Source organism: Nonomuraea sp. NPDC026600, assembly GCF_040638335.1.
Lineage (GTDB): Bacteria > Actinomycetota > Actinomycetes > Streptosporangiales > Streptosporangiaceae > Nonomuraea.
This window is the reverse complement of sequence record NZ_JBEZYD010000008.1, coordinates 163597-177812: the sequence shown is the minus strand read 5'-3', so window position 1 is coordinate 177812 and position 14216 is coordinate 163597. Positions and strand designations below refer to the sequence as shown.

At 67.6% G+C, this 14216-nt stretch carries 12 protein-coding genes; 8 read left to right on the top strand and 4 right to left on the bottom strand.

Features of this window, described 5'->3' with window-relative positions; all coding sequences use genetic code 11:
* Nucleotides 1-9 precede the first annotated feature (9 nt).
* The 3 genes from AB0F17_RS21040 to AB0F17_RS21030 are packed head-to-tail and all read right to left on the bottom strand — an operon-like array spanning nucleotide 10 to nucleotide 3085.
* Nucleotides 10-837 (bottom strand): carbohydrate ABC transporter permease, encoded by an 828-nt coding sequence (locus tag AB0F17_RS21040; RefSeq protein ID WP_358025285.1) that lies wholly within the window; start codon nucleotides 835-837, stop codon nucleotides 10-12.
* Nucleotides 834-1781 (bottom strand): sugar ABC transporter permease, encoded by a 948-nt coding sequence (locus AB0F17_RS21035; RefSeq protein ID WP_358025283.1) that lies wholly within the window; start codon nucleotides 1779-1781, stop codon nucleotides 834-836. The genes AB0F17_RS21040 and AB0F17_RS21035 overlap by 4 nt, the downstream gene beginning before the upstream one ends.
* A complete protein-coding gene (locus tag AB0F17_RS21030) occupies nucleotides 1778-3085 on the bottom strand; it encodes an ABC transporter substrate-binding protein (RefSeq protein ID WP_358025281.1) in 1308 nt (435 codons plus the stop codon). Before AB0F17_RS21030 ends, AB0F17_RS21035 begins: the two co-directional genes overlap by 4 nt.
* 251 nt (nucleotides 3086-3336) lie before the next feature.
* Here AB0F17_RS21030 and AB0F17_RS21025 point away from each other — a divergent pair, with 251 nt between their 5' ends.
* The gene (locus tag AB0F17_RS21025) at nucleotides 3337-4218 is read left to right on the top strand and encodes an NAD(P)-dependent oxidoreductase (RefSeq protein ID WP_358025279.1); all 882 of its coding nucleotides are present in this window, start codon (nucleotides 3337-3339) and stop codon (nucleotides 4216-4218) included.
* Here the strand turns inward: AB0F17_RS21025 and AB0F17_RS21020 are convergent.
* Nucleotides 4208-6169: a family 10 glycosylhydrolase gene (locus AB0F17_RS21020; RefSeq protein ID WP_358025628.1), complete on the bottom strand. Its 1962-nt coding sequence runs from the start codon at nucleotides 6167-6169 to the stop codon at nucleotides 4208-4210. The genes AB0F17_RS21025 and AB0F17_RS21020 overlap by 11 nt on opposite strands.
* 195 nt (nucleotides 6170-6364) lie before the next feature.
* On the opposite strand from AB0F17_RS21020, the gene AB0F17_RS21015 reads away from it, so the two are divergent.
* The 7 genes from AB0F17_RS21015 to AB0F17_RS20985 all read left to right on the top strand — a co-directional run bounded on the left by AB0F17_RS21015 (nucleotide 6365) and on the right by AB0F17_RS20985 (nucleotide 14161).
* Nucleotides 6365-7870 carry an N-acetylmuramoyl-L-alanine amidase gene (locus tag AB0F17_RS21015; protein WP_358025277.1) on the top strand — a complete coding sequence of 502 codons (1506 nt, stop codon included), beginning with the start codon at nucleotides 6365-6367 and terminating at the stop codon, nucleotides 7868-7870.
* Between the two features lie 216 nt (nucleotides 7871-8086).
* A complete protein-coding gene (locus tag AB0F17_RS21010; protein ID WP_358025275.1) occupies nucleotides 8087-9175 on the top strand; it encodes an ABC transporter ATP-binding protein in 1089 nt (362 codons plus the stop codon).
* Nucleotides 9168-10298: an ABC transporter ATP-binding protein gene (locus AB0F17_RS21005; protein WP_358025273.1), complete on the top strand. Its 1131-nt coding sequence runs from the start codon at nucleotides 9168-9170 to the stop codon at nucleotides 10296-10298. The genes AB0F17_RS21010 and AB0F17_RS21005 overlap by 8 nt, the downstream gene beginning before the upstream one ends.
* Nucleotides 10295-11254 carry a sugar ABC transporter permease gene (locus AB0F17_RS21000; RefSeq protein WP_358025271.1) on the top strand — a complete coding sequence of 320 codons (960 nt, stop codon included), beginning with the start codon at nucleotides 10295-10297 and terminating at the stop codon, nucleotides 11252-11254. Before AB0F17_RS21005 ends, AB0F17_RS21000 begins: the two co-directional genes overlap by 4 nt.
* Nucleotides 11255-11349: 95 nt before the next feature.
* The gene (locus AB0F17_RS20995) at nucleotides 11350-12102 is read left to right on the top strand and encodes a carbohydrate ABC transporter permease (RefSeq protein ID WP_358025626.1); all 753 of its coding nucleotides are present in this window, start codon (nucleotides 11350-11352) and stop codon (nucleotides 12100-12102) included.
* A 2-nt stretch (nucleotides 12103-12104) separates the two neighbouring features.
* Nucleotides 12105-12377, top strand: coding sequence for a DUF2160 family membrane protein (locus AB0F17_RS20990; protein WP_214639318.1), 273 nt, complete (start codon nucleotides 12105-12107; stop codon nucleotides 12375-12377).
* 20 nt (nucleotides 12378-12397) lie between these two features.
* Complete coding sequence (locus AB0F17_RS20985) at nucleotides 12398-14161, top strand: ABC transporter substrate-binding protein (RefSeq protein ID WP_358025269.1); 1764 nt, start codon at nucleotides 12398-12400, stop codon at nucleotides 14159-14161.
* The last annotated feature ends 55 nt before the right edge of the window (nucleotides 14162-14216 follow it).

Sequence of the window (14216 nt, the reverse complement as noted above, 5' to 3'; positions counted from 1 at the left end):
TCTGAGCGGTCAGCCCTTGACGGCGCCGGCTGTCATCCCGGCGACGATCTTGCGGTTGAAGAAGATGAAAGCGATCAGCGGCGGGATCGTGATGAGCACGATGTCCATGAACAGCAGGTTCCACTGCGTGCTGTACTGGCTCTGGAAGTTGTACAGGGTGAGCTGAACGGTGGCGTTCTCGTCGCCCGGCAGGAAGTAGAGCGGGTTGACGAAGTCGTTGAAGACGGCGACCGACGTCGTCAGGATGACGGTGATCGTGACAGGCCGGAGCAGCGGGAAGATCACTCTGAAGAACAGCTTGAACCCGGTGCAGCCGTCGATCATCGCCGCCTCGTCCAGCTCGCGCGGCACCGCCGACACAAAAGCACGATAAAGCAGCACGGAGTAGGACATGTGGAAGGCGACCTCGACCAGGATGAGCCCCGGCAGGGTCTTGAACAGGCCGAGAGTCTGGAGCACCCAGATGGTCGGGACGATCGCGGGCGGGATGATCAGCCCGGACAGCACCAGGAAGTTGACCACCGACCGCATCCGGCCGGCCCTGCGCTGGAGCACGAACCCGGCCATCGAGCAGAAGACCACGAGCAGCGCCACGGCGGCGACCGTGAGCACGGTGCTGTTGAGGAAGGCCCTCAGCAGGACGTAGTCGCGGGCCTCGATCACCTGAATGAAGTTCTGGACCACCGGCCAGCTCGTCGGCCAGCCGAAGTCCAGCTCCGATGACTGGACCTCGTCCTTGACCGCCGTGAGCACCATGAACGAGAACGGCACGACGAAGATGACGACGGCCACGACGACCGCGACGAGTTCGAGTCCGGACCTCCGCAGTGCCCTCATGCGGCGACCTCCCTGGCGTTCAAGAAGCGGGTGAGCGGCACGACCAGCGCGGTGACCACGATGAAGAGGATCACGTTTCCGGCGGTCGAGAGGCCGAAGAACCCCGCCTGATACTGCTTGTAGATGATCGAGGCGATGACGTCGCTGGTGAAGCCGGGCCCGCCGCGGGTCATCGTCCAGATGAGGTCGAAGGAACGCAGCCCGCCGATGAACGACAGGATGATCACCGAGTTGGTGGCGGGCCAGCTCAGCGGCAACGTCACGAACCTGAACCGGTGCCATGCGCTGCCGCCGTCGACCGCGACCGCCTGGTAGTAGTCGCGCGGGATCGACATCATGCCCGCGATGTAGATGACGGTGGCCAGGCCGACGCCCTTCCAGACGTCCACGAGCGCCACCGACAGCAGCGCGGTGTTCGCGTCGCCGAGCCAGTCAGGACCCGAGATGCCCACCACGGCCAGCGCCTTGTTCACCAGGCCGGTGTCGGGCTTGAGCAGCACGCTGAACGTGATGCCGACCGCGACCGTGCTCACCAGCACCGGGAAGAACACCACGGAACGCAGGAAGCCGACCATCTTCAGCCGCGAGGTGAGCACCACGCCGAGCGCCATCCCCAGGACGACCTTCAGCGCGCTGGTGGTCACCGCGTAGATCAGGGTGTTCTGGAAGCCGATCCGCAGGTTCTGCTCGGCGAAGAAGTCGGTGAAGTTCTCCAGCCCCACGAAGGTGCTGTCGAACAGTGTCCACCTGGTCATCGAGAAGTAGAAGGCCATGATCGTCGGGACCAGGAAGACGACCGTGTAGACGACCCCCGCGGGCACGTAGAACAGGTAAGGGTACGGGTTGCCACGTCCGCCCTTGCCTTTCCGCGCGGGGGCACGCCGCCCGGCCGCCGCTGTGGGCGACTCGGACGACGTGACCGTGTCGGGCCTCGAGGAGGTCACCACCCTGCGAGCCCCAGTTGCTTGGCCTGCTTCTCCACGTCCTTGTCGTACTGGGCCGCCCCCTCGGCCGCGGTGGTCAGGCCGGAGCCGACCGCGACGGTGATGTTCTCAAGGGACGGGCCCTTGACCGGGGAGACGAACTCCAGCGCGGGCGCCGATTCCTTCTTGTCGAGGTAGCCCTGCAGGTCCTTGGCCACCTGGACCGCGTCCGCCGGCAGCGTGGCCCCCTTGATCCGGTATGGCCCGGAAGGCGGCGTCCCCTTGCCGAGGGCCGCCGTACCCGCCGGGGAGGCGATGAAGGCCAGGAACTTCTTGGCGGCGTCCAGCTTCTTGGTCGTCTTGGGGATGTAGGCGGCCCCCGGCTCCCAGACCGTGGCGCCGTTCTTCGCGGCATCGTCACCCGGGACGCCGAAGTAGCCGATGTCGGTGGCCATCTGCGGGAACTTCCCGACGAAACCGGGCACCACCCCTGTGAGCAGGGGGTAGTGCACGCCCTGGCCCTCGGCCAGCAGCTTGATCCCCGCGTCCAGGTTGGCCGAGCCGAAGCCCTTGTTGAGGTATCCCTTGGCGTGTACCTCTTCCAGGCGCTTGAAGCCGGTCAGCGCGGCCGGGGTGGTGGCGTACTTCGCCTTGTTGGCCGTGTAGTCCTGCGCGAAGGTCGGCGAGGCGGCCTGGACGTTGAAGAAGTCGGCCAGCACGAACAGCTGTGAGGTCCACGTGTCCTTGAACGTGGAGATCACCGCCGTCAGCCCGGCGGCCTTGATCTTGTCGTTGTTGGCCGTGAACTCGGCCCAGCTCTTCGGGACCTGGAGCCCGAGCTTCTCGTAGACCTTCCTGTTGTAGAGGATGCCGCCTCCCAGAGCGGTGCCCGTGGGCACGCCGTACACCTTCCCGGCCTGGGTGACCACGGGCAGGTACGTCTCCTCGACGTCCTTCATGACCGGGTCACCTGTGAGATCGACGAGGGTCTGGCCGGGATTCAGCGCCTGGAGGAGGGAGCCGGAGTTGTACCAGAAGACGTCGCTCATCTCGCCCGTGGACAGCTTGGTCTTGATGATGTTGTCGCCTTCGGTGCCCGCCGGGCGGGTCTCCGACTCTATCTTGATCTTCGGGTTGGCCGCCTCGAAGGCTTGGACGACGGCTTTGGCCCCGTTGACCGTCGCCTCGTTGTTGTCGTAGAGGAAGGAGATCGTGACGCTGCCGTCTGCGGCGGTCGTCCCGCCGGACGAGCCGCATGCCGCCAATGACAGGAGGGGGAGGGCGGCGAAGAAGGCCACCCCGAGCCTGTGACGCGTGGTCTTCATGAACAACCCCTTGGGGCTCGAAGCTTAAATCGTTTCAATGGCCTCGTTAGGGCGTTAACATAGGCTTTACATTCCGGGGGCGTCAAGCCTTTCCTGCTGTAACGAAACGGAAACGTATGAGTGGACCCGCCGCGCGTCCACCCCTCGAGACCCCCGAACTACCGACCTGAAGCGAAACGATTCAAAGCCTTCAGTGCCGATGATCCGGCCCCTATCCTGGACATCCGACCCTCGGCGCCCAAGGAGCCTCCATGCACGTCGTCGTCACAGGTGCTCATGGAAAGGTCGGACGCGCGGCCACCCAAGCGCTGCTCGAAGCCGGTCACGAGGTGACCGCCGTCGACCTCACCCGCCCGATCTGGGAGCGGCCGGAGCCCGGTGCCCCTCTCTACCAGCAGGCCGACCTGACCGACGCCGGGGCGGCGTACGCGGTGGCCCGGGGCGCCGACGCGATCGTCCACGCCGCCGCCATCCCCGTGCCCACCACCAACCCGCCTCACGTGGTCTTCCAGAACAACCTGATGGCCACCTTCAACATGCTGGAGGCGGCGATCAGGTTCGGCGCGACCCGGTTCGTGAACATCTCCAGCGAGACCGTGCCCGGCTTCTTCTTCCCCGAGCGCCCGTTCCTGCCCGACTACGCGCCCGTGGACGAGGAGCACCCGATCCGGCCGCAGGACCCCTACGCCACCGCCAAGCACTTCGGCGAGCAGCTCATGGACGCCGCCGTACGCCGGTCGGACATCCGATGCATCTCCCTGCGGCCGAGCTGGGTGCAGCACGAGGGCAATTACGAGCGCAATCTCGGCCCGCAGATCCGCGACGCGCAGCCGGGAGCCGGGCTGTGGAGCTACATCGACGCCTACGACCTGGCCGACGCCATCGTGCTGGCCACCGAGTCCGACCTGCCGGGACACGAGGTGTTCTACATCGCCTCGCCCGACAACGTGGGCGGCCGCGACTTCGCGGCGCTCCTGCGGGAGCACTACGGCGACACGATCCCGCTCCGGCCGCTCACCCGCCCCGACGCCTCCGGCATCTCCTGCGCCAAGGCGGTGCGTCTGCTCGGCTGGACGCCCAAGCGCTCGTGGCGCGACTACCTCGACGACGAGGGCCGGGCGCTCAAGAAGTGACCTTGGTGATACGTACGGCGTCGGCGATGACGTACCCCGTCGTGGTGGTCCAGCGGCTCACCCCGACCACGTTGTAGGTGCCCGCGTCGAGGGTGTACGTGCCGAGGGTCCGCCACTGGCCGCCGCCCGTGCGCTGGTCCACGACCACGCTCTGGTTCCCGCCCGAGGCCGCCACGATGTACGGCGTGGCGCTGTTGTAGCCGGCGTTGGCGGCGTACCAGACCTCCACCCGGTAGCTCCCGGCGCTGGGGATGGCCGCCTTGTACCAGGCCGGGTCGCTGGCCGCGACGGGGTCGGCGAAGCGGTAGTCGGCACCGTAGAGCTGCGCGGAGAACGACGAGGTGCCCCAGGAGGAGCTCGCGGCGAACCCGGCGTCGGAGTTGTCGATCACGACGCTGAACGCGCCCGAGCCCGTCACCACCGAGCCCGCGCTCGGCGCGCTCTCCTGGTGGGTCCGGTTCAGCGCGGTCACGTAGTAGGTGTAGGTGCCGGCGGCCGTCGCCGTGGCGTCGGTGAAGGCGGTCTGCCTGGTCGTGCCGAGCAGGTTGCGGGCGTCGGCGTACGCGCACGGATCGGCGGCCGGCTGGGAGCCGTCGACCCGGTAGATCGCGTAGGCCGTGGCTGCGCTCGCCGGCCACGAGAGCGCGACGCCGCCTGAGCCCCTGGTCGCCGCCGTGATCGTCGGGGCCGCGGGTGCGGCGGCGGTGCCGCGGGCGGGCGGCAGGGCGGGCTTGGTGTAGTGGGCGGCGACCAGCGCGGCGATGGCGCCGATCCGGTTGGCCTTGACGTCCTTGGCGCTGAAGTAGACGTCCCCGGCCACCTCGGGGTGCTTCCTGTTGTCGTACAGGTGGTCGCTGAGCTCGGCGGGGTCCTGCCAGGCCGCGTCCTGGCCGCTGGCTCCCGCCCGGTAGGCGGCCTGGCCGACGACCAGCGAGACGCCGGTGCCCCGCACCACGCCCGACCACCAGGCGGTCAGCACCGCGTAGTCCGCCGCGCTGTACCCGATGTTCCAGTAGATCTGCGGCGCGACGTAGTCGACCCAGCCCTGCTTGACCCAGAGCCTGCTGTCGGCGTAGATCGCGTCGTAGGACTGCAGGCCCGAGGTGCTGGATCCGAGCGGGTCGGTGCTCGCGTTGCGCCAGATGCCGAACGGGCTGATGCCGAAGGCGACCCAGGACTTGGCGACGTGGATGCGCTGGTCCAGCTCGCGCACCAGCAGGTTGACGTTCTCGCGCCGCCAGTCGGCGATGCCGGCGAACCCGCCGCCGTACTGGGCGAACGTGGCCGCGTCCGGGAGGGTCTGGCCGCTGACCGGATAGGGGTAGAAGTAGTCGTCGAGGTGCACGCCGTCGAGGTCGTAGCGGGTGACGGCGTCCATGATGGCGTCCTCGATGAAGTCGCGGACCTCCGGGATGCCGGGGTTGTAGACGAGCTTGCCGCCGTAGGCGAACCGCCAGCTCGGATGCTGGCGGGCCGGATGGGTCGCGACCAGCTTGCTCGGGTCGTCGTCGTTGGCGATTCGGTACGGGTTGAACCAGGCGTGGAACTCCAGGTTGCGGGCGTGGGCCTCGGCGACCATGAAGGCCATCGGGTCATAGCCGGGATCCTTGCCCTGAGTGCCGGTCAGCCACTGCGACCACGGCTCGTACGACGAGGGCCAGAACGCGTCCGCCGTCGGCCTGACCTGCACGAACACCGCGTTCATCCGCTTCGACACGGCCAGGTCCAGCCATGCGCGAAACTCCGCCTGCTGGGTCGCCACGCTCAGCCCCGCGCTGCTCGGCCAGTCGATGTTGGCCACCGAGGAGACCCACATCCCCCGTAACTGCCGCTTGGGCGTCGCGGGATCCGTCGTGCACGCCGCGGCCGAGACCGCGGGCGTCGCGGTGGGCACTACGAGAGCGGTGAGCACCAGGGTGATCGTGGCCAGGATGGTGCGCAGGGGGTGCATGGTCACGAAAAGAAGTTTCATCTTCTATCGATCAGTGCGCAATAGTCTTCAGCCGATCGGGGGGCCCAACTTTCGCGCCCCAGCGACCCTGCGCGGGCGGAAAGTTTCTTCTAACTCCTCAGTAATGTCAATTATCGACATCTGTCAAGAACGCGCTTACTGTGCAGCCGTCGACTCGAAATCGAGGAAGCTCCCATGCCACTCTCCCCCAAGCGATTAACCGCTCTCGTCTCCTCGGTCCTCGCCGCCCTCCTGGTCTTCGCCGGCCAGCCCGCCATCGCGGCCAAGGACACACCGCTCTCCGACGCGTTCGCCCGCGCCGCCGCGGCCCAGGACGTTCCCCGTGACCTGCTCGTCGCCCTCGCCTACGCCGAGACCCACCTCGACGGCCACAACGGCGAGCCCAGCGCCAGCGGCGGATACGGCGTGATGCACCTGGTCAGCAACCCCACCACGAAGGCGCTGGAGAAGGCGGCCGGGCTCACCGGGCTGACGGTCAAGAAGCTGCGCGCCGACACCGAGGCCAACATCCTCGGCGGCGCCGCGCTGCTGCGCGCCGACGCCGACGAGCTCGGCCTCGACCAGGCCGCCCGGAAGGACCTGGGCCGCTGGTACGAGGCCGTGGCCAAGTACGGCAACACCGCCTCACCGCAGCTCGCCCGCCTCTACGCCGACGCGGTCTACGAACTGCTCGGTCTCGGCATCCAGACCAAGGATGTCCGCGTGGCGCCGCAAGAGGTGACCGCCGACCGTGGCCAGTACGCCGGCACGCGCTCGCTCAGCGCCGAGGCGGCCAGCCCCGACTACCCGGACGCCACCTGGACGGCCGCCAGCTCCAGCAACTACACCGCCTCCAGCCGCCCGTCGGCCTACGCCATCGACCGCGTGATCATCCACGTGACCCAGGGCTCCTACGCCGGGACCATCTCCTGGTTCCAGAACTCGGCCGCCCAGGTCTCGGCCCACTACGTGGTCAAGTCGTCGAACGGCGCCATCACCCAGATGGTCCGCGACAAGGACATCGCCTGGCACGCCGGCAACTGGTCGTACAACACCAGGTCCATCGGCATCGAGCACGAGGGCTACGTCAGTGAGGCCTCCTGGTTCACCGACGCGATGTACCGCTCCTCGGCCGCGCTGACCAGCTACATCTGCGACAAGTACGGCATCCCGAAGGACCGCAGCCACATCATCGGCCACTCCGAGGTGCCCGGCGCCGACCACACCGACCCGGGGCAGTACTGGAACTGGACCACGTACATGAGCTACGTGACCGGTGGCGGCACCCCGTCGTGGACCACCACGGTCGACAACGCCACCTCCGGCCAGTTCACCGCCAGCGCGAACTGGGGCACCTCCACCTACTCCACCCAGCGCTACGGCGCGGACTACCGGTTCGCCGACCCCGTGGCCGCCAGCGACCCCGCCTGGTACCAGGCGACCATCCCCAGCGCGGGCACCTACCGCGTGGAGGTCTGGTATCCGGATGACGCCGGCTACAACAGCTCCGCGCCGTACATCGTCGCCACCTCCAGCGGCAACCAGACGGTGTACGTGGACCAACGCTCCGGCGGCGGCAGTTGGCACAGCCTGGGCGACTTCTCCCTCAACGCGGGCACCGCCAACGTCGTGGGAGTCAGCCGGTGGACCTCCGGCACCGGCTACGTCATCGCGGACGCCGTCCGCATCAGCAAGGTCTGAGATCTGGTACGGCCCGTGCCCGGTCGTGCGGGCCGTACTGTTCAGCGCGCCCAAATAAACGCCGATAAATATATGCGCATTCGCTAATAAGGTGCCGGATGGAAACTTCCCTCTTTGCACGCTGAAGCGGAGCATGTTAGATGGAGGTGTCTTGACCGACCACGCATCGGGGCGGCGTGGCAGTCGATCCGGACTCCGGCAAGGAGGCTCGTGCACATGGCGCTGGTTCTCGACGGCGTCCGCGTACGGCAGCGCGGGGATACCTGGCTGCACGACATCCACCTCGAATTATCCAGTGGAATGACCACTCTCGTCGGCCCGATGGCGGCGGGGAAGACGACGTTGATGCGTGTCGTCGGGGGGCTGCTTCCACCCGACGCGGGACGGGTCGTGGTGAACGGAAAAGACGTAACGGCTATTTCCGTGCGCAAACGCTCGGTCGCCTTCGTCTATCAGCAATTCATCAATTATCCCTCGCTCTCGGTCTACGAGAACATCGCCTCACCGCTGCGCATGGCGCGCTTTCCCAAGAAAGACATGGACCGGCGGGTGCGCGAGGTCGCCGACATCATGGGCATCGGCGATCTGCTCGACCGCAGGCCCGCCGAGCTGTCGGGCGGCCAGCAGCAGCGCACCGCGATCGCCCGCGCGCTGGCCCGGCCGGTCGACGTGCTGCTGCTCGACGAGCCGCTCGCCAACCTCGACTTCAAGCTCCGCGAGCAGTTGCGGGGCGACCTGAAGGACATGTTCCGCGACTCGCCGAGCGTGGTCCTCTACTCGACGGCCGACCCGGCCGAGGCCCTGACCTTCGCCTCGCCGACGGTGGTCCTGGGTGAGGGCCGGGTGCTGGACGTGGGCGACGCGGCGGACATGTACGCCCAGCCGCCCACGCTGGCCGTCGCCGCGACGCTCAGCGATCCGCCCCTGAACCTGCTTCCCGGCGTGGTGCGCGAGGGCCGGATCGAGTGCCTGGGCAGCTCGTTCCCCGCCCCCGGGGCGCACGCCTCGGGGCACGACGTCGTCCTCGCGGTCCGCCCCCACCAGGTGACGATCGAACGGAGCGGATCCGGCGTGCTGGAGTTCCCGGCGGAGATCAGGCTCGCGGAGGTGACGGGCAGCGAGACCTTCCTGCACCTGATGCTGGCCGACGGGCGGCACCTCGTCGCCCAGCTCGCGGGCACCCAGCTCTTCACCCCCGGCGAGCGGACCGTGGCCTACGTGGACCCGGCGCACATCTTCGTCTTCGACGAGGCCGGCGGGCGCCTGCTCGCCACCTCGGCCGCGGAGGTCGACCTGCATGGCTGACATCCGGCTCGAAGGCGTGGGACACAGCTACGACGGCGGCCGGACCTGGGCGCTGAAGCCGATGACGTGGACGTGGCGGAGCTCCAGGGCGTACGCGCTGCTCGGCCCGAGCGGCTGCGGCAAGACGACGCTGCTGAACATCATCTCCGGGCTGCTCTCCCCGACGGTGGGGCGCATCTGGTTCGACGACCGCGAGGTGACCGCCGTGCCGACGGCGGGCCGCAACATCGCGCAGGTCTTCCAGTTCCCGGTGCTGTACGAGGAGATGTCGGTCTACGACAACCTGGCCTTCCCGCTGCGCAACCGGAAGTATCCCAAGGCGGAGATCGACCAGCGGGTGCGCCGGGTCTCGCAGCTTCTCGGGCTGGACGACCACCTCAAGCGCCGGTCGCGGCGGCTGGACCCGGGCCGGCAGCAGATCGTCAGCCTGGGCCGCGGGCTGGTCCGCTCCGAGGTGGCCGCCGTGCTGCTCGACGAGCCGCTCACCGTCGTGGACCCGGCCTTGAAGTGGACGCTGCGCAGCAAGCTCAAGGAGATCCACCGCGACACGGGGCACACGCTCATCTACGTCACCCACGACCAGACCGAGGCGCTGACCTTCGCCGATGAGGTGGTGGTGCTCAATGAGGGGGCGATCGTGCAGGCGGGCGAGCCGGCGGAGCTGTTCCTGTCGCCCGCGCACGAGTTCGTCGGCCACTTCATCGGCTCGCCCGGCATGAACGTCGTGCCCGCCGAGATCGCCGACGGGGTGGTCATAGTGGCGGAGACGGATGTCGGGCGGGCTGTGGGCGAGCTGGATCCGGGGCCCGTGCACATCGGGGTGCGGCCGGAGTTCGCCCGGCTCGGCGCCGGGGAGACCTCGCCCGGACTGCCCGTACGCGTGACGGCGGTCGACCGGATGGGCGCCTACAACCTGGTCCACGTCCAGGCCGGCGACCACCCGATGATCGCCAAGACGGAGGCGGAGGCCCGGTTCGCGCCGGACACCGTGGAGTTCCTGCACTTCGCGCCGGACCGGGCCTTCCTGTTCAGGGACGCGGTCCGGTGCGGGTCCATCGCACCGCTCGACGCCGGCGAACCGCTCGACTCCAGGGAACCGCTCAACGGAAAGGGCGCACCGTGACCGAGCAGAGCGTCACCGTCGCGGGCAGCCCGGTGGGCGGCGAGATCGTCACCGCCGCCGCCCCGCGGGACGGCACACCCGACACGCGGGTGAGCGTCAAGCCGAAGAACAACCGCGCCTGGTTCCTCGTGCTGCCGGTCGTCGTGTCGGTGGCGTTCACCGCGGTCATCCCGCTGATGACCGTCGTCAACTTCTCCGTCCAGGACATCTTCAGTCCCGACGACCGAATCTTCGTGGGGCTGGAGTGGTTCAGATCCGTCGCCCGCGACCCCGAGATCCGCGCCGCGTTCGTGCGGACCCTGCTGTTCTCGGCCCAGGTGCTGCTGCTGGAGATCCCGCTCGGGGTGGCGCTCGCGGTGGCGATGCCGCGGCGCGGGATCTGGGTGTCGGCGGCCCTGGTCATCGTCGCGCTGCCGCTACTGATCCCGTGGAACGTGGTGGGCACCATCTGGCAGATCTTCGCCCGCGCCGACATCGGGCTGGGCGGCTGGACGATCAACAACGTCCTGGGCATCGACTTCAACTACACCCTGGACTCCACCGACGCCTGGATCACGGTCCTGATCATGGACGTGTGGCACTGGACGCCGCTGGTGGCGCTGCTGGCCTACGCGGGACTGCGGTCGATCCCCGACCCCTACTTCCAGGCCGCGCAGATCGACGGCGCCTCCGCCTGGGCGACCTTCCGCCACATCCAGTTGCCCCGGCTGCGCGGGGTGCTGACGATCGCGATCCTGCTCCGGTTCATGGACAGCTTCATGATCTACACCGAACCGTTCGTGGTGACCGGGGGCGGGCCGGGCAACGCCACCTCGTTCCTGAGCATCCTGCTGTCGAAGATCGCCGTCGGGCAGTTCGACCTGGGGCCGGCGGGCGCCTTCTCGCTGCTGTACTTCCTCGTCGTGCAGATCGTCTCGTACGTCTTCTTCACCGTACTGACCAGGGCAGGGAGGTGACCGCGATGGCCGAGGAGCAGGTCGCCGTGGCGCGGCGGGCCAGGCGGCAACTGCCATGGGCGCGGGCGGTGTTCTGGCTGTACGCCGCCACCCTGATGCTGCCGCTGCTGTGGATGTTCGGCATGTCCATCCGCCCGAACGAGGACATCCTCGGCAGTTTCTCGCTCATTCCGCAGCGGACCACGCTCGACAATTACCGGACGTTCTTCACCGACCCGGTCTGGTATTCGAGCTACCTGAACTCCATCATCTACACGTCCATGAACGCGGTGATGTCGCTCATCGTGGCGCTGCCGGCCGCTTATGCCTTCTCCCGGTTCAGGTTCGCCGGGGACAAGCACCTGTTCTTCTGGCTGCTGACGAATCGCATGGCGCCGCCGGCCGTGTTCCTGCTGCCCTTTTTCCAGATTTATCAGAGCGTGGGGTTGTTCGACACCCATCTCGGCGTGGCCATCGCGCACATGCTGTTCAACGTCCCGCTCGCCGTCTGGATCCTCGAAGGGTTCATGTCCGGAATACCGCGCGAGATAGACGAGACGGCGGCGATCGACGGCTATTCCCTGCCGCGATTCTTCCTGCGCATCTTCCTGCCGATGATCCGCTCCGCCCTGGGCGTGACGCTCTTCTTCTGCTTCATGTTCAGCTGGGTCGAGCTGCTCATCGCCAGGACCATCACCTCGGTCAACGCCAAGCCCATCGCCGCCACGATGACCCGGACGGTGAGCGCGGCGGGAGTGGACTGGGGCCTCCTGGCCACGGCGGGCGTGCTGACCATCATTCCCGGCGCCATCGTCATCTGGTTCGTCCGCAACTACGTGGCTAAGGGCTTCGCGCTAGGGAGGGTCTGACGATGCAGTGGATGGTGTGGACCCTCCCCACGGCCCTGGTCTTCATCGGCCTGGCGCTGCTGCTGTGCGGCATGGCGATCTGGGGCCACTTCTCGCCACCGGTCGCCCGGCGCGGCTTCCTGCGCATCGAGACCGACCGTGGTGACCGCTTGTACATCGGCCTGATCAGCGCGGCCGTCGTACTCGCCGGTTGGATCGCCGTCACCGACCTGTCCATGTGGCTGGCTCTGGCGTGCGCGCTCCTGGTGACGATCGTGATCGGGATTTGGGGCTGACCGAAGGAGGCATTCAGGCGATGAGACGTCTTAGGGGCGCAACCACGGCGGCGGGTCTGGCCGTGCTCGTCCTGCTGGCGAACGGCTGCTCGGGCGGCGAGCAGAAACCCCAGAGCGACTTCACCGAGGCCGAGGGGAAGGCGGCGGCGCAGAAGTGGGTGGCCGGCGAGTTCACGCCGAGCACCCTGTCCAAGGACCAGCAGCTCGCGGAGATGGACTGGTTCACCAAGGCCGCCGCGCCGTACCGCGGCATGGAGATCAACGTCGTCTCCGAGACGATCACCACGCACGAGTACGAGTCGCAGAAACTCGCCAAGGCGTTCACCGACATCACCGGGATCAAGGTCAAGCACGACCTGATCCAGGAAGGTGACGTGATCGAGAAGCTGCAGACGCAGATCCAGGGCAACCAGAACATCTACGACGCCTACGTCAACGACTCCGACCTCATCGGCACCCACTCCCGCGGCGACTACGTCTTCCCGCTGTCCGACTACATGGCGGGCGAGGGCAAGGCGATCACCTCGCCCACGCTCGACCTGAACGACTTCATCGGCACCAGCTTCACCACCGGGCCGGACAAGAAGCTGTACCAGCTCCCCGACCAGCAGTTCGCCAACCTCTACTGGTTCCGCTACGACTGGTTCACCAACCCGGCGATCAAGAAGCAGTTCAAGGACGCCTACGGCTACGACCTGGGCGTGCCCGTCAACTGGGCGGCCTATGAGGACATCGCCGACTTCTTCACCAACAAGGTGAACGGCAACGGGACCGTCGACGGCAAGAAGGTCTACGGCCACATGGACTACGGCCGCAAGGACCCCTCGCTCGGCTGGCGCTTCACCGACGCGTGGCTGTCCATGGCCGGCAACGGCGACCCGGGCATCCCCAACGGCCTGCCGGTGGACGAGTGGGGCATCAGGGTGGAGAACTGCCGCCCGGTCGGCTCCTCGATGACCCGCGGCGGCGACACCAACGGGCCCGCCTCGGTGTACGCGCTGACCAAGTACGTCGACTGGCTGAAGAAGTACGCGCCGAAGGAAGCGGCCGGCATGAACTTCAGCGAGGCGGGACCGGTGCCGGCCCAGGGCAACATCGCCCAGCAGGTCTTCTGGTACACCACGTTCACCGCCGACATGACCAAGCCGGGTCTCCCGGTGGTCAACGCCGACGGGACGCCGAAGTGGCGCATCGCGCCCAGCCCGCACGGCATCTACTGGAAGGACGGCAACAAGCTGGGCTACCAGGACGCCGGCTCCTGGACCCTGCTGAAGAACACCCCCAAGGAGCGCCGGGCGGCGGCCTGGCTGTACGCCCAGTTCGTCACGTCCAAGACGGTCTCGCTGAAGAAGTCGATCACCGGCCTGACCTTCATCCGCGACTCCGACATCAAGAGCGACTACTTCGCCGAGAACGCGGCCAAGTACGGCGGCCTGATCGAGTTCTACAACTCACCCGCCCGCAAGCAGTGGACGCCGACCGGCACCAACGTGCCCGACTACCCGAAGCTGGCCCAGCTCTGGTGGCAGAACGTCGCCACCGCCGTCACCGGTGAGACCACCGCCCAGCAGTCGATGGACAACCTGGCCAAGCAGCAGGACGACATCCTGTCCCGGCTGGAGCGCCGCGGCGGCAACTGCGCGCCCAAGCTGAACCCGGAGCAGCCCGCCCAGTACTGGCTGGACCAGCCCGGCGCCCCGGTGCCGAAGCTGGCCGACGAGCGCGGCAAGCCGGCGACGCTGGACTACGACAAGCTCATCGCCACGTGGAAGACCGGAGGCTGATCAGTCGCGACGGGACCGGCGGGTAATCTGTCGGTCCCCTCACTTAGTGTGCCTA

Bases quoted from the DNA above. Each gene is read 5' to 3' on its own strand.
- AB0F17_RS20995 (WP_358025626.1), top strand. From the start codon at position 11,350: ATGCTGCCGCTGCTGTGGATGTTCGGCATGTCCATCCGCCCGAACGAG.
- AB0F17_RS21005 (WP_358025273.1), top strand. From the start codon at position 9,168: ATGGCTGACATCCGGCTCGAAGGCGTGGGACACAGCTACGACGGCGGC.
- AB0F17_RS20985 (WP_358025269.1), top strand. From the start codon at position 12,398: ATGAGACGTCTTAGGGGCGCAACCACGGCGGCGGGTCTGGCCGTGCTC.
- AB0F17_RS21030 (WP_358025281.1), bottom strand. From the start codon at position 3,085: ATGAAGACCACGCGTCACAGGCTCGGGGTGGCCTTCTTCGCCGCCCTC.
- AB0F17_RS21040 (WP_358025285.1), bottom strand. From the start codon at position 837: ATGAGGGCACTGCGGAGGTCCGGACTCGAACTCGTCGCGGTCGTCGTG.
- AB0F17_RS21020 (WP_358025628.1), bottom strand. From the start codon at position 6,169: ATGCACCCCCTGCGCACCATCCTGGCCACGATCACCCTGGTGCTCACC.
- AB0F17_RS21025 (WP_358025279.1), top strand. From the start codon at position 3,337: ATGCACGTCGTCGTCACAGGTGCTCATGGAAAGGTCGGACGCGCGGCC.
- AB0F17_RS21015 (WP_358025277.1), top strand. From the start codon at position 6,365: ATGCCACTCTCCCCCAAGCGATTAACCGCTCTCGTCTCCTCGGTCCTC.
- AB0F17_RS21010 (WP_358025275.1), top strand. From the start codon at position 8,087: ATGGCGCTGGTTCTCGACGGCGTCCGCGTACGGCAGCGCGGGGATACC.
- AB0F17_RS20990 (WP_214639318.1), top strand. From the start codon at position 12,105: ATGCAGTGGATGGTGTGGACCCTCCCCACGGCCCTGGTCTTCATCGGC.